19 protein-coding genes are annotated in these 20,792 nt (G+C 56.0%); 10 read left to right on the top strand and 9 right to left on the bottom strand.

All coding sequences use genetic code 11. The annotated features are described in order from the left end of the window. The first annotated feature begins 6 nt into the window (after positions 1–6). Both AADA04_RS00405 and AADA04_RS00400 read left to right on the top strand, forming a co-directional pair. Entirely contained in the window at positions 7–636 is a 630-nt protein-coding gene (locus tag AADA04_RS00405) for an NAD(P)-dependent alcohol dehydrogenase (protein WP_340691266.1), read from the top strand. Then, complete coding sequence (locus AADA04_RS00400) at positions 633–1,994, top strand: MmgE/PrpD family protein (RefSeq protein WP_340691248.1); 1,362 nt, start codon at positions 633–635, stop codon at positions 1,992–1,994. Before AADA04_RS00405 ends, AADA04_RS00400 begins: the two co-directional genes overlap by 4 nt. Positions 1,995–2,074: 80 nt before the next feature. On the opposite strand, the gene AADA04_RS00395 is transcribed toward AADA04_RS00400, so the two are convergent. Both AADA04_RS00395 and AADA04_RS00390 read right to left on the bottom strand, forming a co-directional pair. Next, positions 2,075–2,911, bottom strand: coding sequence for an SDR family oxidoreductase (locus tag AADA04_RS00395; RefSeq protein ID WP_340691247.1), 837 nt, complete (start codon positions 2,909–2,911; stop codon positions 2,075–2,077). Next, positions 2,908–3,222 carry an REDY-like protein HapK gene (locus AADA04_RS00390; protein WP_340691246.1) on the bottom strand — a complete coding sequence of 105 codons (315 nt, stop codon included), beginning with the start codon at positions 3,220–3,222 and terminating at the stop codon, positions 2,908–2,910. The genes AADA04_RS00395 and AADA04_RS00390 overlap by 4 nt, the downstream gene beginning before the upstream one ends. 77 nt (positions 3,223–3,299) lie before the next feature. Between AADA04_RS00390 and AADA04_RS00385 the strand changes: the two genes are divergently transcribed. The 7 genes from AADA04_RS00385 to AADA04_RS00355 all read left to right on the top strand — a co-directional run bounded on the left by AADA04_RS00385 (position 3,300) and on the right by AADA04_RS00355 (position 12,991). Further along, a complete protein-coding gene (locus AADA04_RS00385) occupies positions 3,300–4,517 on the top strand; it encodes a class I SAM-dependent methyltransferase (protein WP_340691245.1) in 1,218 nt (405 codons plus the stop codon). Beyond that, entirely contained in the window at positions 4,517–4,870 is a 354-nt protein-coding gene (locus AADA04_RS00380) for a hypothetical protein (RefSeq protein ID WP_340691244.1), read from the top strand. Before AADA04_RS00385 ends, AADA04_RS00380 begins: the two co-directional genes overlap by 1 nt. A 23-nt stretch (positions 4,871–4,893) precedes the next feature. After that, positions 4,894–6,258, top strand: a complete 1,365-nt coding sequence (locus AADA04_RS00375; protein WP_340691243.1) for an FAD-dependent oxidoreductase — start codon at positions 4,894–4,896, stop codon at positions 6,256–6,258. Between the two features lie 99 nt (positions 6,259–6,357). Then, positions 6,358–7,971: an FAD-binding oxidoreductase gene (locus tag AADA04_RS00370; RefSeq protein ID WP_340691242.1), complete on the top strand. Its 1,614-nt coding sequence runs from the start codon at positions 6,358–6,360 to the stop codon at positions 7,969–7,971. Then, entirely contained in the window at positions 7,968–8,975 is a 1,008-nt protein-coding gene (locus AADA04_RS00365; RefSeq protein ID WP_340691241.1) for a zinc-binding dehydrogenase, read from the top strand. Before AADA04_RS00370 ends, AADA04_RS00365 begins: the two co-directional genes overlap by 4 nt. Before the next feature lie 81 nt (positions 8,976–9,056). Continuing rightward, the gene (locus AADA04_RS00360) at positions 9,057–11,108 is read left to right on the top strand and encodes a hydantoinase/oxoprolinase family protein (protein ID WP_340691240.1); all 2,052 of its coding nucleotides are present in this window, start codon (positions 9,057–9,059) and stop codon (positions 11,106–11,108) included. 5 nt (positions 11,109–11,113) lie between these two features. Then, positions 11,114–12,991, top strand: coding sequence for a hydantoinase B/oxoprolinase family protein (locus AADA04_RS00355; RefSeq protein WP_340691239.1), 1,878 nt, complete (start codon positions 11,114–11,116; stop codon positions 12,989–12,991). A 129-nt stretch (positions 12,992–13,120) separates the two neighbouring features. Here the strand turns inward: AADA04_RS00355 and AADA04_RS00350 are convergent, their stop codons facing one another. The 7 genes from AADA04_RS00350 to AADA04_RS00320 are packed head-to-tail and all read right to left on the bottom strand — an operon-like array spanning position 13,121 to position 19,467. Next, positions 13,121–13,975, bottom strand: coding sequence for an isocitrate lyase/PEP mutase family protein (locus AADA04_RS00350; protein ID WP_340691238.1), 855 nt, complete (start codon positions 13,973–13,975; stop codon positions 13,121–13,123). A gap of 8 nt (positions 13,976–13,983) precedes the next feature. Further along, entirely contained in the window at positions 13,984–14,574 is a 591-nt protein-coding gene (gene leuD / locus AADA04_RS00345; RefSeq protein ID WP_340691237.1) for a 3-isopropylmalate dehydratase small subunit, read from the bottom strand. Then, positions 14,571–15,953: a 3-isopropylmalate dehydratase large subunit gene (leuC, locus tag AADA04_RS00340; RefSeq protein WP_340691236.1), complete on the bottom strand. Its 1,383-nt coding sequence runs from the start codon at positions 15,951–15,953 to the stop codon at positions 14,571–14,573. Before leuC ends, leuD begins: the two co-directional genes overlap by 4 nt. 31 nt (positions 15,954–15,984) lie before the next feature. Beyond that, on the bottom strand, positions 15,985–16,905 hold the full coding sequence (locus tag AADA04_RS00335; protein ID WP_340691235.1) for a polysaccharide deacetylase family protein: 921 nt from the start codon (positions 16,903–16,905) through the stop codon (positions 15,985–15,987). Next, positions 16,902–17,804 (bottom strand): polysaccharide deacetylase family protein, encoded by a 903-nt coding sequence (locus AADA04_RS00330; protein ID WP_340691234.1) that lies wholly within the window; start codon positions 17,802–17,804, stop codon positions 16,902–16,904. The genes AADA04_RS00335 and AADA04_RS00330 overlap by 4 nt, the downstream gene beginning before the upstream one ends. Continuing rightward, a complete protein-coding gene (locus AADA04_RS00325) occupies positions 17,804–18,484 on the bottom strand; it encodes an isochorismatase family protein (RefSeq protein WP_340691233.1) in 681 nt (226 codons plus the stop codon). The genes AADA04_RS00330 and AADA04_RS00325 overlap by 1 nt, the downstream gene beginning before the upstream one ends. A 20-nt stretch (positions 18,485–18,504) precedes the next feature. Further along, positions 18,505–19,467 (bottom strand): hydroxymethylglutaryl-CoA lyase, encoded by a 963-nt coding sequence (locus AADA04_RS00320; protein WP_340691232.1) that lies wholly within the window; start codon positions 19,465–19,467, stop codon positions 18,505–18,507. Between the two features lie 54 nt (positions 19,468–19,521). Between AADA04_RS00320 and AADA04_RS00315 the strand changes: the two genes are divergently transcribed. Continuing rightward, the gene (locus AADA04_RS00315; protein WP_340691231.1) at positions 19,522–20,763 is read left to right on the top strand and encodes a CaiB/BaiF CoA-transferase family protein; all 1,242 of its coding nucleotides are present in this window, start codon (positions 19,522–19,524) and stop codon (positions 20,761–20,763) included. Positions 20,764–20,792 lie beyond the last annotated feature (29 nt).

Below are 20,792 nucleotides of genomic sequence, written 5' to 3'. Positions count from 1 at the left end.
GTGAAGGTGCCTGATGCGCTGAGTGATCAGCAGGCGGTTCCCTTGTCAGCGGCAGGCCTCACGGCCTGGAATGCGTTAGTGGAAATTGGCCGGATCAAGGCGGGTGACCGGGTTTTGACGCTTGGCACCGGCGGCGTATCGATCGCGGCCCTGCAGATTGCCAAAATGCATGGCGCAAAAGTGTGCATTACATCTTCCAGTGATGAAAAGCTTGAAGCCGCGCGCAAACTCGGCGCGGACGTCACCGTAAATTATCGTACAAACCCGCAATGGGGCGCGGCTGCGTTCGAGGCTCTCGGCGGCGGGGCCGACATCGTTGTTGATACTGCAGGGCAGGCGACATTGCCGCAATCCATTGCTGCGGCGGCTCCTCTCGGGCGGATCGCGATCATTGGTGCTCTTGCCGGTGCTGCGACCGAAGGACTGCCGAACTTCGGTTCGATTATCGGCAAGAATCTTGGGTTGCATGGCGTAGCTGCCGGTAGCCGCGACATGCTTTGTGCATTGGTGAGTGCTGCTGCCGAAAACCAGATCGAGCCGGTTATCGACCGGGTCTTTCCGTTTGAACAGACGCCAGAGGCCTATGCCTATCTCGAAAAGGGTGGACATATGGGCAAGGTGCTTGTCGAACTGTGAGTGTTGATGCGACCGGCAGGTTGATCGGGCATGTCCTCGCGCTCGACTGGGCAGATGCGCCAGTCGCCAGTCGGGCTGCGGCAAAAACGTTTCTTCACGATACGCTGGCCGTGGGTGTGGCTGGACGCAATGAACCACTGGCGGACCTTGTGTTTGAACAAGCTCAGCGCTGGACCGGGGTCGGGGGCAGGAGTTTCGTCCTCGGCCGCCCCGGCGAGCGCCTGACTGCTCCATATGCGGCGTTTGTAAACGCCTATCAAATTCACTGTCAGGAATACGACTGTGTTCACGAGCCTGCAGTGGCGCACCCTATGGCCACTGTTGTTGCAGCCCTGCTGGCACAGGCCGGGCAGTCTCAGGTCTCGGGGCAGCGCTTTCTCGAGGCACTCATCGCCGGTGTGGAAATCGTGGCGGCGCTGGGCGTGGCTGTTAAGGGCAGTCTCAGATTCTTTCGGCCAGCGACAGCCGGCATATTCGGTTCAGTCGCTGCACTGGCTCATTTGCGTGGGATGGCGCCAGACAGGACACGGACAGCATTTGGTCATGCACTGTCTTATGCCAGCGGCACCATGCAGGCTCATATCGAGGGCAAGCCGACTCTCGCGTTGCAGGTTGCAGGTGCGGCGAGATCGGCTATCGAGGCGATAGATCTGGCTGAAGCTGGATTTCCGGCGCCGAACGGCTCGCTGGAAGGCCCGTTCGGATATTTTTCCCTGTTCGAAAATAATGTGGATCTGGCGCCCGTGCTGGCCGCTCTAGGAAATCGTCATCGGATTCAGGAGTTGAGCTGGAAGCCGTTCCCAACCGGACGTGCTGCACACGGAGCGATTGTCGCTCTTCAAGATCTCATGAAGAATGAAGGGCTTGCGTCTGAGTCACTGGAGCGATTTGTATATCGTGCCCCGCCGCTGATCGAGCGCCTTGTCGGGCGTCGGCCCATCCCGGGCATGAGTGTAAACTATGCCCGGCTATGCTTTGCCTGGCTCGGGGCGAATGTCATTAGCAAGGGATCGGTTTCTCTGACCGATTTCACGCCTGCCAACTTGGAGAATCCGGCATTACTGGAATTGGCGGAGAAGATCTTTGTCGAGAGTGATGCAACAGAAGACTGGGCGTCCTTTGCTCCGGCTGTCGGAATAGCAGACCTGTCGGATGGCCGGACCGTTCATGCGAAAGTTGACAAGCAGTTTGGTTCACCTGAATGGCCGCTGTCGAAGCAGCAACATCTTGATAAGGCGAGCGCCTGTCTCGCTTTTGGCGGGTTGGCCAGAACCGATGAGGCGCTTGCTGCGGTCGTGGAGGACTTTGAGATGCTGGACGATGTTCATGCCGAACTCACGCGCGTGTTCGAAGCCTGAACCAATCTGTCTGGCGATATCGGCTCGGATTGGTTGAAGGATGTCAGCGGCAGTCCGAAGCCTACCGCTGACTTTGTCATTCAATGAGGCTCTTCGCCGCCTGAAACATTCATGGATTCGGCGGTGATATAGTCAGCTTCACTGCTGCATAGAAAGGCGACTGCCTTTGCTGTGTCTTCTGGAAGACCTGGTCGCCCAAGTGGAATCCGCGAGGCCATGTCTTGCATGTACTGGTCCAGTGTCTTGCCTTGTCGCTCTGCAAAGTAGGCATTCTGCCAGGCACCGAGACCGGTGGTAACATGATTGGGGCAGACATTGTTCACCGTAATTGCGTGTTCCCCCAATTCGATTGCCGCCGATCGGGCAAGTCCGACGAGACCGTGCTTTGACGCCGTGTAGGCCTGCGCGCAGGGAAAGCCGCTCTTGGCGGCCTGACTTGCGATATTGATGATGCGACCGCCCCGTCCCTGATGGACCATTTTCGTGGCTGCGGCCTGGATGCCAAAAAATGCACCGGTCAGGTTCACGTCGATAACGGCACGCCAGTCCTCTGCTGATACATCCAGCAATGGTTTCATGATGTAGCCGATGCCGGCGTTGTTGACCCAGATGTCAAGGCTGCCATGAGCATCCATGGCGTGGTCGGCGAGCGCGAACACTTCTTCCCGATTGCGCACGTCGCAGGCCTTTGACGTTGCGCTAACGCCCGTGGTCCGAATGGCTTCAGCGATCTGGTCCATTTCAGACTGGCCGCCGATCATGTCGTCGGGCGTTGACGTGTCGCGGGAGGTTCCGATATCCGACAGGACAATATTCGCGCCTTCAGCCGCAAGTTTCATGGCGATCGCTTCGCCAAGTCCACGCTTTCTTCCAGAGCCGGTAATGACAGCAGTTTTGCCTTGGAACCGGCCGCTCATGACCGCGCCCCCACGTCTTCCGTAAGGATGAAAGTCGGATTTGCCCATTCATTGAACTCCGCTGCAATTTTATGCATTGCTTCAGTGCTCGTCTCTTCCCCAAACATCTCCATGTTTGCTACGTCCAGAACCTCAATATACTGGTAGGGAGGTTTTTCGTCGCTGCCGAGCAGGGAGGTCGCCTTCAGTACCTGAAAGTGCGCGACAGACTCCAGGCTGTTCACTGTGGGAAGATCGGTTCCCCGAGCCCATTCAAGATAGTCGGCCTCGACCTTTCCAGGTTTGAGATTCAACAGAACGATAATTCGCATGAAAGTGCTCCCTCTTGTCACATCGCGTTTCGCCTGCCATTATTGTTATATGATTATACCAAACAAGGGAACCGCTCGTGAAACAGAATCCTGAAACTTCGGCACCTGCCTATGATGGCCCGCCGGATTATCGTGTTGTCGGTCGTCATGCGGTGTTTCCGGAAACGACTCATGATGAAGTCGAGAGGATCAACTATCTCGCCCAGATGAATCGGCACCTGTCGACGAGCGTCGTCCCGGGCGTGAGGGCGGCCTTCGACACTGTCGTCGCGCCGGAATTCGAGAAAAAGAACGGACGTGAGATTGCCAACCGGCATGAAGCCAGAAAGGCATTGCTCGATAATTATACCTTTTGCTTCTGGTCGGCGGCGCGCCGCGCCACAATGGAGCAGCGCCAACAGGCCGGACGATGGACGGCGATCCGACAGCGCGACCAGCTCGCCCGGATTGCGGACGATCTGACCAAGGGCGACGATCGACTGCAGCTTGACCCTTCGCTGGCGATTCCGCGCTATGTTTCAGGTGTGGACCATCACTGTATGCCGGGCAGCTATCACAGCGAATATTTCCCGGGTGATGTGACGAACGGAGCGAATTACGACCATGCCGGATTCGTGACCACCGCTGGTCTCCTCGGAAAGTATTCCGATGGCGGCGGGAAGGCCGTCGTCAACTGGGTCAAGAAAAACCTGACAGATTTCCAGCCTACTGACATTTTGGAGATTGGCGGCACAGTTGGTCACAGCAGCCTGCCGATTGCAGAAGCGTTTCCTGACGCCCAGTTGACGGTGGTTGATATCGGCGCCCCGGTGCTTCGATATGCGCTTGCGCGGGCAAAATCGCTGGGTGTCGAGAATGTGCGCTTTGTGCAGGCGAGCGGCGAAGATCTTTCCCGCTTTCCGGATGCGAGTTTCGACTGGATTCAAACGACGATGTTCCTGCACGAGCTGTCTACCAGCGCATTGCGAAAGATATTCAGCGAGACGCGTCGCCTTCTTCGTCCGGGCGGGATCGTACTCCACGTTGAGCAGCCGCAATATTCAGCCACCATGCCGCTGTTCGAACAGACGATGCGAGACTGGGACGCCTTCTACAACAATGAGCCGTTCTGGAGCCGCATGCATGAGATTGACCTCGAGCAGCAGATGGTCGAAGCCGGATTTGATCGCGAGAACATCATCCATGGTGCGGTGACGGGTGTCGTGGACAGGGACTTGTTTCCCGATGCCGCTGACGACGAAAGCGAAGATTTTGGGCGCAAGGCTGCCTGGCACGTTATCGGCGGGAGAGTCTGATGAGTTTCGAGGCTGCACTTCGCGAGGCTGGCGCTAAACCGGCAGGCAAACGCCCGTGGTTCCTTGACGAGGATGTCGAGACAGTTCTGGCCATCACGTTATCAATCTCACAGGAATTGTCGGTGGCGCGCCAACGTGTGGATACGCTCGAAAGGATCCTGGAAGCCAAAGGAATCCTGTCTCGCACAGAAATCGAGAACTTTGTGCCCGACAAACAAGCTGCGGAAGAACGCGCAATGTGGGTTCAGGAATATATTGCGCGCGTGCTGCGCGTCCTGCAGCAGCGCGGGGAGGCCGCAAACGTTCCTGAGGACGTGGCGTCTGAAGACCTTGGCGACGAGATCGCTCGCTAGTCATGCCAAAGTTTGAGTATTCCGTGCCGATCCTCATTGTTGGGGGTGGAGCGTGTGGTGCCGTGGCGGCTTTGGCTGCACGGGACGCCGGGCTGGATCCTTTGCTCATTGAGCGCGATGGGCATCCCTCCGGGTCGACCGGCATGTCTCAAGGGCTTTTCTGTGCGGCAGGCACACGCTTTCAACAAGAGGCGGGAATCGACGACAGTCCAGACCTTTTTTTCCAGGATATTCAGACGAAGTCGCGAGGCCTGGCTGATCCAGTGATCGGCCGGCTGATTGCTGATCAGTCCGGTCCCGTGCTTGAGTGGCTGCATCAGTCGCATGGCTTGCCGTGGACGCTCGATGCAAGGTTTCGGCCGTCCTATGGCAATTCGCGAGCTCGCATCCACGGTTGGGCCGGCCATAGCGGTGCGGACATGGTCCAATGGCTGCATCGCCGGCTGAACGATGTCGGCGTTGATGTTCTGCTCAACACCAGGTTGGTCGATATTATCACAGACGATGACGGCCGTGTTGTGGCCGCCGCAATTCAGGGTGGCGACGGCGAAGTGTTGACCGTCGGGTGCGACGCGCTTGTGCTTGCGTGTGGAGGTTTCGGCGCAAACCGAGACATGACGCGTAAATACATGCCGGAGACAGAGGCGTTCAGGTACAATGGTCATGAAGGCAGCGAAGGTGATGCGATCGAGATCGGCGAGCGGCTTGGAGCCGCCGTTGCCGATATGGGTAGTTATCAGGGCTATGCCATGCTGGCGGATCCTGCAGGTATTTCGGTTCCGCCCAACGTACTCATCGAGGGCGGCATCATCGTGAACACAAGCGGTGAGCGCTTTACTGACGAGTCGGAAGATATTGCCGGCATGGTCTTGCCCCTGTCCGAGCAGCCAGATGGCGCAGGCTGGGTCATTTTTGACAAACGCATCTATCGCAAATGTGCACACATTCCTGAATTGCAGGAGCTGACAAGACTCGGCGCAGTTCGTGACGCGGCGAACATCGAGGGACTGACCGAACGTACCGGTCTTCCGGATCGCGCGTTGCGGACCACGCTGGCCAAAATTCGGTTGGCTGAAAAGGCTGGTGAAGTCGACCAATTTGGCCGGTCATGGGGGCGCGGTGAAGGGCCGTCGCGCGGATACTATGCCGTGCGAGTGACCGGTGCGCTCTATCATACACAGGGCGGGCTTCAGATTGACTCTGAAGCGCGGGTCGTGCGCCGGGACGGACGTCCATTTCCAAACCTGTTTGCCGGAGGCGGATCCGCACGGTCCGTGTCGGGGCCGTCATCCTGGGGGTATCTGCCGGCGATGGGGCTGACCACAGCAGTGGCGCTTGGGTACGTTGCTGGGCAAGGCGCAGCCAAGTATGCCCAAAAATTAGGCTGAGCTCATCTGCCTAGGATTTGATACTTGCGTGTCGATTTTTATATGTCATAGTATTAGTACAAATAGCGTTCTCCTTAAAGAATGGGCTTCGAAAGCGATATGGCTGACAGTGCACCTCCGATATTAGGTTCCGATCTCGCCTCTGACTTTGCTGCGCTCGTCGGCGAGTCGAATGTCCGAACTGACGGCGCGACACGAAAACTTTTCAGTCAGGATATATGGGTGCCGGCGGACGAGCTTGTGGACATGGTCGTGTCTCCTCGTTCGCTTGATGAGCTTCAGGCTGTACTTGCAGTGGCATACAAGGCTGGTGCGTTCATCGCCCCGCGGGGCAGCGGCATGAGTTATACGGGCGGCTATGTTCCGGTCGGTTCGAGAACCGTGTCGCTCGACATGACCCGCATGAATCGCATTCTGGCCATCAGTCGTGATGACATGACGATCACCGTTGAAGCCGGCGTTACCTGGAAGCAACTCAACGACGCGCTTGCGCCGTTGGGCCTGCGCACGCCGTTCTGGGGGCCGATGTCGGGGTTGAAATCCACGATTGGCGGCGGAATTTCTCAACTGAATGCGATGTTTGGCGCGGCCCAGCATGGGACGTCCAGCGAAAGCGTTATCGCCATGACGGTGGTTTCTGCCGAAGGTACGGTCATCCGTACCGGCGCACGAGGTATTGATGGCGCGGAGCCTTTCTATCGTCACTTCGGGCCTGACCTGGCTGGCCTGTTCTGCGGAGATTGTGGCGCGCTCGGCGTAAAGGCCGAGATTACGCTTCGATTGATGACCGCGCCAAAGCATGAGCAGCAAGCTTCGTTTTCGTTCAGGTCCGGGGCGGACTTGTTGCGGGCCATGGCCGAGCTTAGCCGGGCGGGCGTCGCTTGCGAGCTTTGCGCCTTTGACCCGGGGCTCACCAAAATCCGCTTGAGTCGCGCGAGCCTGACGTCTGACGTGAAGACACTCGGCTCTGTTATCAGCAAGGAAAAGACGTTGCTTAAAGGGCTTGTGTCCGCGTCGAAGATTGCGATGAGCGGACGCAATATCGTGGAGGCGGACGAATATCCACTGCACGTCATCTGTGAAGGGCGTTCGCAATCCGGTGTTGACTGGGACATGAAAGAAGCCCGGAGGATTGCACAGGAGTGCGACGGCAAGGAAATCGAAAACTCGATCGCGAAGATCATCCGCTCCATGCCATTCCCGGCCTTGAACAGCATGGTCGGCCCAACCGGCGAGGCATGGGTGCCGATTCACGGTGTGTCGTCGCTTAAGAACGCGCCTGTCATTTTTGATGAAGTGCAGGCGCTATATGATGCGCATGCGCATGAAATGGAGTCGATGGACGTTCGTACGGGTTTTCTATTCACATCCATGTCGACTAACGGGCTTATTATTGAGCCGGTATATTTCTGGCCACAGGGCTGGCGGGAAATTCACGAAGAGGGCATGGAGCCTGCCCATACTGCGCGACTATCACAGCGTCCTGAGAACCCGGAAGCCACTGCGTTGGTCAGATTGCTGCGGGCTAAGGTTCTCGAGATATTCCAAAAATTTGGATGTGGGCATTTTCAAATCGGTCGCACATACCCCTATCTGGAAAGCCGCGATGACAAGTCCGTTCAGATCCTTGATGCGATTAAGAGAGTGATGGATCCGAAGGGGACACTCAATCCGGGAGTGCTTGGACTCACGACGAAGGAGGATGCGTCATGAGTTCAACCTATTCTGCCATTCAGCTGCAGCGGTTCGCTTCAAGCTTTCGGGAGGCTAGCGATATCATTCGTCTCGACATGGGAGACCCGGGTCATGGCGAGGTTAAAGTCCGCAATCTCTATTGCGGCATCAATGGCATATTCGATACTCAGATTGCGCGAAACGCGGTCGATTACGTCTCGGTTTCGCTACCGACACTGACGGGTGTCGAGGCCCTTGGGGTCGTTGAGGCGTGTGGTGACGGTGTTTCCGGCCTCTCAGTGGGTGACGCGGTTGTAACGACAAGATTTCCGTCCGGCTACCGCCACTGGAATACAGCACCTGCATCTCACTTTATCAAAGTACCAGACGCGAGACCGGAATGGCTCGTTCTCGCTTCAACCGGTGTGTCAGCTTACGTCGCGCTGACGCAGGTTGGAGCCATGGCGCACGGCGAAACGGTCGCTGTATCGGCAGCTGCAGGCGGCCTCGGGCACCTCCTTGTTCAGGTTGCCAAGCTGCATGGATGTGAGGTTGTCGGTGTGTGTGGTGGTTCGACGAAGGGTGACTTCGTTCGTGGCCTCGGGGCGGACCGGGTCATCGATTATAAATCTGAATCGGTCGCGGAAGTTTTGGCAACGGAATACAAGGATCGTCTCGATGTCGCGGTCGATACAGTCAGCGGGCAGATATTCGATGCCTTCCTGGAAAATATCGCCGTGCATGGCCGACTCGTTGTTGGCGGAGCCGCGCAGGATCTCGAGGGAGAGCCTGAAATAGTCACGGCCCCCCGGATTACCAACAAGCTCTATTACAAGGGTGCTTCGGTGCGTGGGTTCATGAATGGCTTGATGACCGAGCATTGGGCAGGTGCCCGAGATTGGTTGTTTGATCGGTATGTCGCGGGAGAAATTGCCGTAACATTTGACGAGCCCCAGTTCAAAGGACTGCCTGGGGTTTACGACGCTGTAGAGAGACTTCTGTCAGGGCAATCCATGGGCAAGGTCGTCGTGGATCTCAGTTAATCGCATGAGTGGAGCCGACAGGGTTCAAACAGGTGTGGCCGCGGGCCGCGTCAGAGTTTCGCAAGAGTAAAGGGATTTTACATGGCCTATCGACTAGGTGTGGATGTTGGAGGAACGTTTACTGACCTTCTTCTCTTCAGTGAGCGTGACGGAAAGTTCTGGCGTCACAAGACGCCATCAACTCCGGCAGACAGTTCGATAGGCATTCTGACCGGAATCGAAGCCATCTGCGAACAGGCTGAAATCAGCCCGTCGGACGTGACTGTCCTTCTTCACGGAACGACTGTTGCGACGAATGCTGTTCTGGAGGGCAAAGGTGCCAGGGTCGGTTTGATTGTCACCGAAGGCTATCGTCAAATGATGCAGATCGCCAGGAGCTTCGTTCCCGGTGGTCTTGCCGGCTGGATCGTTTGGCCGAAACCGGAACCTATGGCCGCCCTGGAAGATACATTTGAAGTCAAGGGCCGCATGAGTGCCAAGGGCGAAGAGTTTCGCCCGGTTGACGCTGCAGATGTTCGCGCTCAACTCATGCTGATGAAGGAGCGCAATGTGGAGGCCGTGACCGTCTCCCTCATGAACGCATATCTCAATGGCGACCACGAGAAACGCGTTGGTGAGCTCATTGCGGAAATTCTTCCTGATGTTCCTTATTCGCTGAGCCATGAAGTGCTTCCGGAGATGCAGGAATACGAGCGTACGCTAACAACCGTCGCGAATGCCGCCGTTCGCCCGGTGGTCGGTCGCTATGTCCGGAACCTGAGAGAAAGTCTCGTCAAGTCCGGCATGAACGCGCGTCTTTCCCTTTTACGTTCGGATGGCGGCTTGATGTCGTCCGAGAAGTCTGAGGAGCACCCCGTCAACCTGTTGATGTCGGGACCGGCTGGCGGCGTCACAGGGGCCATCTGGGTTGGGAAGAATGCTGGAATTCGAAACATCCTCACCCTGGATGTGGGCGGGACCTCAACTGACGTGGCATTGATCGAGAATCTCGAGGCGCGCCGTGTTCGTACGACTGAAGTGGGCCACCTGTCGGTGCGGGCTTCGGCGCTTGACGTCAAGACTGTCGGTGCTGGCGGTGGATCGATCGCGTACGTTCCGGAACTTACCGGAGCGCTTCGTGTCGGCCCCGAATCCGCTGGAGCTGTTCCCGGCCCTGTTGCCTATGGAAAAGGTGGCGTCCAGCCGACTGTCACAGATGCCAATGTCGTGCTGGGCTACCTGCCGGAATCCCTTCTTGGAGGCGCATTTGAACTTGATCGTGAAGGGGCAAAAAAGGCGGTTCAGACCGTTGCTGACGCTCTCAAGATCGATCTTTACGAAGCCGCGCGCGGCATCATCGACATCGTGAACGAAAACATGTTTGGCGCGCTTCGCATGGTTTCCGTCCAGCAGGGCTATGACCCGCGTGACTTTGCAGTCATGGGCTTCGGTGGAGCCGGCCCCTTGCATGTCAATGCTGTTGCAAAACTAATGGGAAGCTGGCCCGCAATCTCGCCTGTGTCCCCTGGCGTTCTATGCGCTCTCGGTGACGCAACGACCCGTATGCGAACCGAGGCAGCCAGGTCCTTTTCTAAATTGGCGTCGAATACGTCGAAAGACGAGATTGGCGTAATCCTGCAGGAGATGGCGCATTCAACGACAGACGAGCTGATGGAAGAAGGCGTCGACAAGAAAGATATCACGGTCACGTTCGAAGTGGATGTACGCTATTCTGGACAGGCGTTCGAAGTGCCGATGGATGTTTCTGCGCGCGACCTTGAAGACAAGGGACTATCCTGGCTTACGGATCGATTCGATGAAGAGCACCGTCGTCTGTTCACGTTCAACATGGACAGTGAGCATGAAATCGTGAATCTACGGGCAGTCGCTCTTGGCCCCGTGCCTGATCTTGCCGCGGCAAAGCTGCCAGAAGGTAACGGAGATCCGTCTGAAGCGAAGCTTAGAGATCACGAGTTGTGGATGAAGGGCGGGATGGTCCCAGCCGTGATATATGAGCGGTCCCGACTTCGGGCTGGGGACCAAATATCGGGACCGGCCATCGTCGTGGAAATGGATTCCACCACTCTTGTCGAAGGCGACTGCAAAGCGACAGTTGACCCGGTCGGCAATATCCTGATCACGCTGAAGGAGTAACCGGCATGGCACAAATTATTCAGAATAACGAAGCCCCCTTCAACAAGGTGGATATCGATCCGGTCACGCTCGACATCATTGAAAACGCCTTGCGCAATGCGCGAGTCGAAATGGACGCGACCCTCGTGCGAACGGCCATGTCGCCGGGGATCCGAGAGCAGGGTGATGCGTTTCCGCTAATCGCCGATCATAAAGGCCGGATGATTGTAGGCCAGTTTGGCAGCTATATCGGCGCCTTTCTCGACGGATATGAAGGCACGGTCGAAGAGGGCGATATGATCATGCTCTCCGATCCATATTCAGTTGGGGGAGCAATTAGCCACTCAAATGACTGGCTCGTGCTTCTGCCTGTCTTCAAGGATGGTCGCCTGATTGCCTATACGTCCATGTTTGGGCATCAGTCGGATATTGGCGGCAAGGTTCCGGGGTCAATGCCGATTGATGCGACCAGCATTTTCCAGGAAGGAGTGCGCATCCCGCCGATCAAACTCTACAAGCAGGGGCAATATAACGAAGAAGTATTCAAGCTGATCATGCATCAGGTCCGTACGCCTGACTGGTGTGCGGCGGATCTCAATGCGCTAATCGCGTCATGTACTGTTGCGCGCAACAGAGTCGTCGAAATGGCGGAACGCTTCGGTGATGATGTACTTGTGTCGGCTTGCGAGGAGCTTCTTGAGCGCAACTACAAGGCCATGAAGTCACTGATTGCGTCCTCAATCGGCAAAGAACCCGTCACTTTTGAGGACTATATCTGCGACGACGGAATGGGTTTCGGTCCGTACAAGATCAAATGTACGATGTGGCGCGAAGGTGACAAGGTTGTCTTGGATTTTGAAGGTACCGATCCGCAAAGTCCCGCCTCGATCAACTTTTTGCTGAACGAAAATATGCTGCGCATGTTCTTTGGAATATATATGATCATGGTCTTTGATCCGCAGATATTGTTCAATGATGGCTACTATGATTTGATCGATGTGCGCATCCCTGATGGATCGCTACTCAAACCGAAATTTCCTGCGGCACTATCGGGCCGGACGCACGCGCTTGGACGGATTTTTGATGTTCTGGGCGGACTGCTCGGTCAGAAGACTCCTGAATTCCTGAATGCGGCTGGGTTTTCGTCTTCACCGCACCTCTTCTATTCCGGTTTTGACAAGAGGGGTGATTACTTCCAACTCTTCCAAATCGGTTTCGGAGGTATTCCCGGTCGCCCATTGGGCGATGGTCCTGATGGACATTCACTGTGGCCCGGCTTTACGAATGTACCGAATGAATTCCTCGAGCGTTACTTCCCCATGGTCATCGAGAAGTATGAAACAGTAGCTGACAGTGGCGGTGCAGGACTCCATCGTGGCGGCAATGGAATCAAAATGTCGTACCGGTTCCTTGAGCCTGGACAGATTGCGATTCATGATGACCGTTGGTTCGTGCCGCCTTGGGGCGTAAATGGTGGTGAGCCAGGAATGCGTGCCCGCAAAATTCTTGAAAAGCCGGATGGAACGCAGACAATTTTGCCCAACAAGATAGAGGAACTGGCTGTCGAAGCTGACGATGTGCTGCACTTCATCACCTGGGGGGGCGGCGGATGGGGTGATCCGCTTGAGCGCGATCCTGAACTGGTCGGCAAGGAAATTGTACAAGGTCTTGTGACGGTGGAGGGGGCAAGGCGCTACGGTGTTGTTGCCAGCGAGCGAGGCAACGTCGATGCGGAGGCGACGTCGTCCCTGAGGGCGTCGATGAAAGCGAAACGACCGGCGCTGGATGTGTTCAATTTTGGCCCGGACATCGAAACGCTTCGCGCCCGATGTGAAGAAGAAACCGGCCTCCCTGCGCCCAAGCAGCCGCAATGGAAGCGGGCCGCAAGCGTAGCTGCTGAATAGTTGGTCCTGAATGCCGTGGCGACGGCGCGTCACGTGTTTCGCGGCAACTTGCAGGCGATAGGCATTCAAAACAAAAAGCCCGGCCAAAGAATATTTGGTCGGGCTTTTTTGCGTGTTCAGATGCGTGAATCAGTCAGCCCATTTCTTTTCGAAATCCCAGACTTCCTGAAATCCGATCATTCGGCAGAACGTCTCGAAATCGAACATGTCCATATCTGCCGGCTCACCGTCGAGATTGTCGCGCAGCCGCACAAGAGCCTGTTCGACGGCCGCGGCTGATATCAAACTTGTCAGCGAAGGATAGATTGCAAAGGCATAACCGATATCCTTCAGCACAGTTCCGTTAAGGACTGGGGTCAGCCCACCATTCGCCATATTCGCCATAACGGGCTTGTCAAACGTGTGGCAGGCCTTGCGCATTTCTTCTTCGCTCGTCAGGGCCTCCGGAAAAATGATGTCAGCTCCCGCCTCGGCGTAGGCTTCCAGTCTACGCAACGTTCCATCGAGACCTTCGGACTGTCGTGCATCCGTTCGCGCAATAATCAGCATGTTCTCTCGTGTGTCGGCCGCGACCTGGATCTTTCGCACCATGTCTTCAACCGGGATCAGCCGCTTGTAGGGAGTATGTCCACATTTCTTTGGAAACTCCTGGTCTTCAATCTGGATCGCAGACACGCCAGCAGCCTCGTATCCCTTTACGGTGTGCGCAACGTTCAGGAGACCGCCAAATCCAGTATCGGCGTCTGCGATCAGAGCGGCACTGCTGGTCTTTTTAAGTGTCGTCATACGATCGAGCATCTGTGTATAGGTCGCAATACCGGCATCCGGCAGTCCCAAGCTCGAGGCCGTAAGCCAATAGCCGCTTCCGTAGACAATATCAAAGCCCACACGGTCGGCCATGACGGCTGTTATCATGTCGTGAATTCCGGGAACAACAAAGAAGTCTCCCTTGTCGAGTTTATCCTTGAGTCGTGTGTCAGTCATGAGATTCTCTAATGCCAGAGCCAGGGTTGTTCCGAGCGTTGCTTGTGCTCGAATGTGATGATGTCATCCGTGTGGTTTTCGAGTATGCGGGTCGTTTCGTTCCAGCCATTTAGTAGGGATTCTCGCCCGTCGGGCGGCACATCGAAGCGAATGGCGAGGCGCGTACCATCTATCCTGATATGGCGGTCGACGAGATTTATCTCGAACTCTCGGCCGAGGACCGCTGATCGATGAAGTTCGTGTACGGTCGGTACAGGCAGGCAGATCGGAAGCAAACCGTTGCGAAAGCAGTTGCCATGGAAGATGTCGCCGAAACTCGGGGCAATGAGAACACGCAGGCCGAGATCAGCGAGCGCCCACGGTGCCTGCTCGCGGCTGGAGCCAGATCCGAAGTTTTCATTTGCGATCAAAATCTTCTGCTCCATACCGGTACGGATTGGAAAATCTGGATTACTCTCGTGTCGGTCCAGGAAGGCATACTCGCCGAGCCCGACCTTGCGGGTATCCGTCAGGAACCGTGCAGGGTAGATGATATCTGTATCGATATTGGCTTCGGGTAACGATACGGCCAGACTTTTCACTATTGTAAGCGGTCTCATGAACCGGTTCCCATTGTACGGACGATGCGACCGTTGATGGCGGCTTCAGCAGCCATCAACGGGCTCATCAGGTGCGTGCGGGACCCGACACCCTGACGGCCCTCGAAATTGCGGTTCGACGTGGAAGCACAGCGGCTGCCGGCGGGAAGACGGTCGTCGTTCATCGCGACGCAAAGCGAGCAGCCTGGTGCCCGCCATTCGAATCCAGCATCAAGAAAAAGCCTGTCGAGCCCCTCAGCTTCGGCCTGCTTCTTGACCAATCCTGAACCGGGCACGACCAAGGCGGTTACGCCATGTGCGACATGGCGCCCTTTTATCTGGGCTGCAGCGGCACGGAGGTCTTCGATCCGTCCGTTCGTGCAACTGCCGATAAAGGCGTAGTCAATACCGATCTGGTCAAACTCGGTTTCCGGTTCTATGCCCATGTAAGTCAATGCGTTCCGGGCGTCATCCGTGAGGCTCGCAGGGATCCAGCCATTGTCCGGCAAACTCTGGTCTGGTCGCGTGCCGTACGTCACTTGAGGCAGGATCGACGTTACGCACAACTCGACTTCCTTGTCATAACTGGCCTTGGAGTCCGACTGAAGCGTCGCCCAATAGGCGCATGCCTTGTCCCAGTCCTCGCCCTTTGGAGCACCTTTTCGACCCTTGATATACTCAAGTGTCGTTTCGTCTGGGGCGACAAGACCTGTTCGTGATCCGGCTTCAATCGCCATGTTACAGAGGGTCATTCGTCCTTCCATCGACAGGTTTCGGATTGGTTCTCCGGTGAATTCAATGGCGTGGCCGACGGCACCGGCGGTTCCGATTTTTGCGATCAGCGCAAGCGCAAGATCCTTGGCGGTAATGCCGTCTTGCAGGCGCCCCGTAAAATGCACGCGCATCGACCTCGCTTGCTTTTGCAGCAAGCACTGTGTCGCCATGACCGTTCCACATTCACTCGCCCCGATGCCGAAGGCGAGAGCGCCAAAGGCGCCATGCGTCGACGTATGGCTGTCACCGCAGACAATTGTCATGCCTGGGAGGGAAAGTCCTTGCTCAGGTCCGATGACATGCACGATCCCCTGTTCGTCGCTGTCCAACGGAATATATGGAATGGAAAAATCGAGGCAATTTTGCTCGAGTAGTGCAATCTGCGCGGCAGCTTGAGGGTCGGCGATGGGGCGTCCATCGCGGCGTGTTGGCACCGAGTGATCTGCCACGGCGATATTTGTTTCGGGCCGCCTGACTGACAGTTTATCGGTTCTTAGCGACTCGAAGGATTGTGGTGTGCTGACTTCATGAAGGTAATGTCGGTCAATGTATAAGAGGCAAGAGCCCGAGCCTGTGGTGCAAACGACGTGCGATTCCCACAGTTTTTCATAGAGAGTCTTGCTCATCGCGTTTTTCTTTCAGGCTGAAACAGTGGCCCTATTTGGGCGTAACGGCTTTCAATATCTCCGAGCCGGTGGCGAACCCATTTTGTTCCTGCGACCCCAGCCAGGACAATAACCGTTCGAACGCGTCAATCCTGTAAGGAAGTCCCATAATATAGGGCGTGATATTGAGGGGCAGCATGCGCCCGCCGTACTGTGCGGCCTCTGTATTGAGCCAGGTCCATGCGTCCATGATCTGTTGGACATACGAGTCCACAGAATGTTGCTGTACATTCAGGATTTGACGATCAGACAATTCGTGATTCAGCGGTAAATTGTAGATGTCTCCACACTGTGTGCGCATCGGGTACGGCAATTCATCATTCACCCAGTCGCACATGTAGGACAGGCCTGCCTTGGCAAGAAGTTCAGGCGTGTTGAAGGATTGGGAGCGAGCGATCGAGAGCCAGCCCTGCGGTCGTTGGCCCGTTGCCTTTTCAAGCGTTGCAAGCGATTGGGTGATATAGGCTTCTTCCTGGTCCGCTTCGATGCCTGATGCGATGGCGGCATTCATGTCAGTGGAGTGGGCAATAATTTCATGCCCTTCGGCAACAATATCCTTTGCAAGTTGCGGATAGCGCTCTGCAATTGCGCTATTCATGGCAATAGAGGCCTTCGCGCCAGCCTGCTTTAGCGCGTCGAGCAATCGATAGATTCCTACTCGGCTGCCATAGTCCCGTGACGTATAATGGCGATAGTCCGGATAAGCTGTCTGCATATGACCCGGCGCTCGAAATGGGGCGTCATTCGGAATGATCGGAAACCATTCAAGATCGATGACAATCCAGGTCAGGACTTTCTTGCCGTCCGGCCATTCGACAGGCGTTCTCGAGAACATATTGGACCATGGGTAGAGGTCGTGGTCCATGCCGCGTTGCCGTTTCGGGTATTCGGTATACGAAGAATCAAGGGTCATTTTTCGTCTCCCGTCTTGCCCGATTGATTGGCAAGGTAATGATCCGCGATGTCACCGCTTCGCGTAATCCAGGCGCGCCCATCTTCTGCAATGTAACGCAATACGTCTTCGAATGGACCGATGCGGTGTGGCTGGCCGATAAGGTAACTGTGTAATGGAATGCACATCACTGTGCCCGAATTTTCGCCCTCGCGTGCGAGGCGATCATATTGACGGATAAGCGTGTCTGCATATTCCCGCGGACTCATATTGTAGATGAAGAAGCCATAATGGTCGTTGACTTCCAGGCTGTAGGGCATGGAAAGTAGTTTGCCGGATTTTACCGAAACCGGCATGGGTTGATCATCGTGATAGAGGTCGCAGGTATAAGTCAGGCCGTACTCCGCGATGAGGTCGAGTGTTCGCGGTGTGTGGGTCAGTGCCGGGGCGAGCCATCCCTTTATGTCCTGGCCAGTCGCCTCTTTGACGGTGCGAATGGAATCTTCAATGATTGCGCGTTCTTGGGCTTCGTCCATGCCATAGGAGTATCTCGTATTGTAGATACCGTGGCTGAAGAACTCCCAGCCGAGCGCATTGGCATGTTCAACGATTTCAGGAATGTGCTGGCACAAGGCGACCGACAGCGACACAGAGCCTTTGAACCCATGGCGCTCCATGACTTCGGCCATACGCCAGTGGCCTACGCGGTTGGCATAGTCGCGGTGGGAATAGCCAACGACGTCGGGATGCGGCGTTTTCCAGCTTTTCCGGATGGGGTTTGCAGGCGGGTCGATCTCATAGAATTCAAGATTGGGAGATACCCAGACGGCAACCGTTTTGCCATCCGGCCACTCTATCTTTGGTCTATTCCTATAAGGGGAATACGCGTAGAGACCCGGATCAGCCTGACCTTCTTTCATTACTGAGCCTCCAGCCAGTCGACGACCGTCTGCACGGGCTCCACATCGGCATATTTTAATGCAAGGTCGGTCAGGTTTGCAAAATGAAAGCTCTCATGCTTATCAGCGCAGGTCTCGATGGGCACTATGGCGCGGTAGCCCCGCGACAGTGCGTCAACGGCGGTTGCACGAACGCATCCTGATGTGCTGCCGCCGGTGATGACAAGCGTATCGACTTTCAACCAGACGAGCAGGCTTTGCAAAGGCGTCTCGAAGAAGGCAGATGGCATGCGTTTGGTATAGATCGTGTCGTTTTTTCCAATCTCGCAGCGTTCGTCGAATTGATACCGGCGGCTGCCATATTTGATGTTTTGTAGCGAATCGGGTGTGTCGGTTCGTGTGCCCCAGATGCCGGCATCGGAGGCGTCGTCCGCAAAGGCCACATGCGTCCAGACGACAGGCATGCCCTTTTTGCGCGCCAAATCCGAAATCGTGTTTACATGTTCTATTTGACGGGGGTCTGTTTCATAAGCTGTCTTGAATTCGTCGATCCGCGTGTACGCGTTCTGAATATCGACATTGATGATGGCCAACTTTTCGCCGAAGCCAAATTTCGCGCGAGCGGGGTTGCTGATAACTTCCTCAAATATCTGCTTTGCAGTGCGGCCATCGGATACCATCTTTGTGCCAACTATGCTCATGAGTTCGTTCCTGTTCGCTGTTAATTGGTTGGACGGGGCGTCGTGGGCGTGAAGCCCAGGGGAAGGCCGGCTTCAGGGGTGAACCCATAGAAGTCCTCATTGACCAATGCGTCCTGTACGAGGCGTCGCACGGCAAAAAGCCGTTCCAGATCGATGCCGGTTGATAGCCCCATTGATTCGAACATATAGACCAGATCTTCGGTGACAAGATTTCCGCTGGCCCCAGGGGCGAAGGGGCAACCACCCAACCCGCCGAGGGAGCTGTCAAACGTCGTCAGGCCCGCTTCGAGTGCTGCATAAGCGTTTGCCAGGCCGAGTCCGCGGGTATTGTGCAGATGGATGCCGGTGAGCGCCTCCTTGCCAACAGACGACCAGATTCTTTCGATGAGACGACGAACGGAAGACGGATTGGCGTATCCGGTCGTGTCGGCGAGGCCGACTTCATCGCAGCCTGCCTCCATGAGAGCTTCTGCAAGTGTGGCCACCTTGCCCTCGGAAACTTCACCTTCAATGGTACAGCCGAAGGCGGTTGAAAGGCTGCCCTCGAAATGAGGCCGTGAACCGGCAGGCAAGTCCGAAATCATTTCGGCAATGGTTCGTGCCTCAGCCAGCACCTGCGCATGGGTGCGGCGCAGATTGGCCTTGCTGTGCGATTCGCTACAGGAAAGCGGCAAGGTGATCTTGTGCGCGCCTGCATCAATGGCATTTCGCGCTCCATGACTGTTCGGCACCAGAGCCGCCACGGTTAGTCCCTTTATTTGTCTTGCATAGGACACAATTTCATTTGTATCCGCCAATTGAGGGAGTAGCTTGGCTGGCACAAAGCTTCCGACCTCGATTTCGGTGATGCCAGCGGCGAAAGCGGCGTCGATCCAAGCCTTTTTGGCCGCTGTTGGCATAATTGACGAAACGTTTTGAAGTCCGTCCCGCGGGCCGACCTCACTGATCAAGACATCCATATTCGCTTTTTCCGGTTGATCCATTTGTTATTCATCTATAACAATTAAACGAATGGAGTCGAGAGAGAATTTTTAGCAATGCAGCTTGATAAAGGTTACGACGAGCTCCCGCTCGCAGGTGTTCGGGTCGTCGAGTTCAGTCATATGGTCATGGGGCCATCCACGGGTGTCATTCTGGCGGACCTTGGCGCAGAGGTCATAAAGGTCGAACCGATTGGGGGAGACAATACGCGGCGCTTGCTTGGGTCAGGCTCGGGCTACTATCCCATGTTCAACCGCAACAAGCGCAGTATCTCGATCGATCTCAAGTCCGAAGAAGGGCTGGAGATCGCGAAAGATCTTGTGGGCCGGGCAGATGTTCTCATCGAAAATTTTCGTCCAGGTGCGCTGGAAAAGTTGGGGCTCGGCCCGGAAGCTTTCGCGACGAGCAATCCGGGGCTCGTGTATTTTTCGGCAAAAGGCTTTCTGACTGGGCCATACCAATCCCGCGCAGCGCTCGATGAGGTCGCTCAAATGATGGGCGGACTCGCCTACATGACCGGACCACCTGGTCGCCCCCTGCGGGCAGGTGCGTCAGTGATTGATGTCACTGGCGGCATGTTTGGCGTGATCGGCATTCTCGCGGCACTTCAGCGACGTAACAAGACGGGAAAGGGGGCGACGGTTCGCTCGTCCCTGTTCGAGACGACGGCATTTCTCGTCGGCCAGCACATGGCGCAAATGGCAGTCACCGGCGTTGCACCCAAGCCAATGCCCGAACGCTCTTCTGCATGGGCCATCTATGACGTTTTCGAGACGTCCACCGCTGGAGAGCAGGTCTTTGTGGGTGTGGTCAGCGACTCGCAATGGAAAGCCTTTACCTCGACGTTCGGTTTGAAGCATCTTGCCGACAATCCCGCATTCGAGACGAATAATGATCGCGTCCGGGCCAGAGATTCCCTGCTTCCGGAGATCCGCGCGTTGCTGTTGGAATTCTCGCGTGAAGCCCTGCTGGAACAACTTAGTGAGGCCGGCGTGGCATTTGCGCCAATTGCTCGCCCGCAGGATCTGTTCGAAGACGAACACATGAATGCGAATGGTGCGCTGGTTGATCTAACCCTTCCTGGGGTTGGCGAGATCCGGTTGCCGGCCGTCCCTGTTGAAATGGATGGAAAACTTCCAACTGTGCGGCTGGATCTTCGTCAGTCGGGTGCGGATACGGCCTGTATCCTTGAGGAACTTGGCTGGCGCGATGACCAGGTCCGTGACCTGGCTGCGCGCGGGATTGTTCAGACCTCAATCGAAGATGGTCGCACCGACCAGGTCGATCGCCAGGATTGATCTCACATGTCGCACGAAATTTCAGATGT

The organism is Hyphomonas sp. (assembly GCF_037969335.1).
In the GTDB taxonomy this organism is placed as follows: Bacteria; Pseudomonadota; Alphaproteobacteria; order Caulobacterales; family Hyphomonadaceae; genus Hyphomonas.
This window is presented reverse-complemented; position numbering and strand designations above follow the sequence as displayed.

Bases quoted from the DNA above. Each gene is read 5' to 3' on its own strand.
- AADA04_RS00395 (WP_340691247.1), bottom strand. From the start codon at position 2,911: ATGAGCGGCCGGTTCCAAGGCAAAACTGCTGTCATTACCGGCTCTGGA.
- AADA04_RS00390 (WP_340691246.1), bottom strand. From the start codon at position 3,222: ATGCGAATTATCGTTCTGTTGAATCTCAAACCTGGAAAGGTCGAGGCC.
- AADA04_RS00325 (WP_340691233.1), bottom strand. From the start codon at position 18,484: ATGAGCATAGTTGGCACAAAGATGGTATCCGATGGCCGCACTGCAAAG.
- AADA04_RS00365 (WP_340691241.1), top strand. From the start codon at position 7,968: ATGAGTTCAACCTATTCTGCCATTCAGCTGCAGCGGTTCGCTTCAAGC.
- AADA04_RS00320 (WP_340691232.1), bottom strand. From the start codon at position 19,467: ATGGATCAACCGGAAAAAGCGAATATGGATGTCTTGATCAGTGAGGTC.
- AADA04_RS00380 (WP_340691244.1), top strand. From the start codon at position 4,517: ATGAGTTTCGAGGCTGCACTTCGCGAGGCTGGCGCTAAACCGGCAGGC.
- AADA04_RS00370 (WP_340691242.1), top strand. From the start codon at position 6,358: ATGGCTGACAGTGCACCTCCGATATTAGGTTCCGATCTCGCCTCTGAC.
- AADA04_RS00335 (WP_340691235.1), bottom strand. From the start codon at position 16,905: ATGACCCTTGATTCTTCGTATACCGAATACCCGAAACGGCAACGCGGC.
- leuD (WP_340691237.1), bottom strand. From the start codon at position 14,574: ATGAGACCGCTTACAATAGTGAAAAGTCTGGCCGTATCGTTACCCGAA.
- AADA04_RS00355 (WP_340691239.1), top strand. From the start codon at position 11,114: ATGGCACAAATTATTCAGAATAACGAAGCCCCCTTCAACAAGGTGGAT.
- AADA04_RS00330 (WP_340691234.1), bottom strand. From the start codon at position 17,804: ATGAAAGAAGGTCAGGCTGATCCGGGTCTCTACGCGTATTCCCCTTAT.
- AADA04_RS00350 (WP_340691238.1), bottom strand. From the start codon at position 13,975: ATGACTGACACACGACTCAAGGATAAACTCGACAAGGGAGACTTCTTT.
- AADA04_RS00360 (WP_340691240.1), top strand. From the start codon at position 9,057: ATGGCCTATCGACTAGGTGTGGATGTTGGAGGAACGTTTACTGACCTT.
- leuC (WP_340691236.1), bottom strand. From the start codon at position 15,953: ATGAGCAAGACTCTCTATGAAAAACTGTGGGAATCGCACGTCGTTTGC.
- AADA04_RS00315 (WP_340691231.1), top strand. From the start codon at position 19,522: ATGCAGCTTGATAAAGGTTACGACGAGCTCCCGCTCGCAGGTGTTCGG.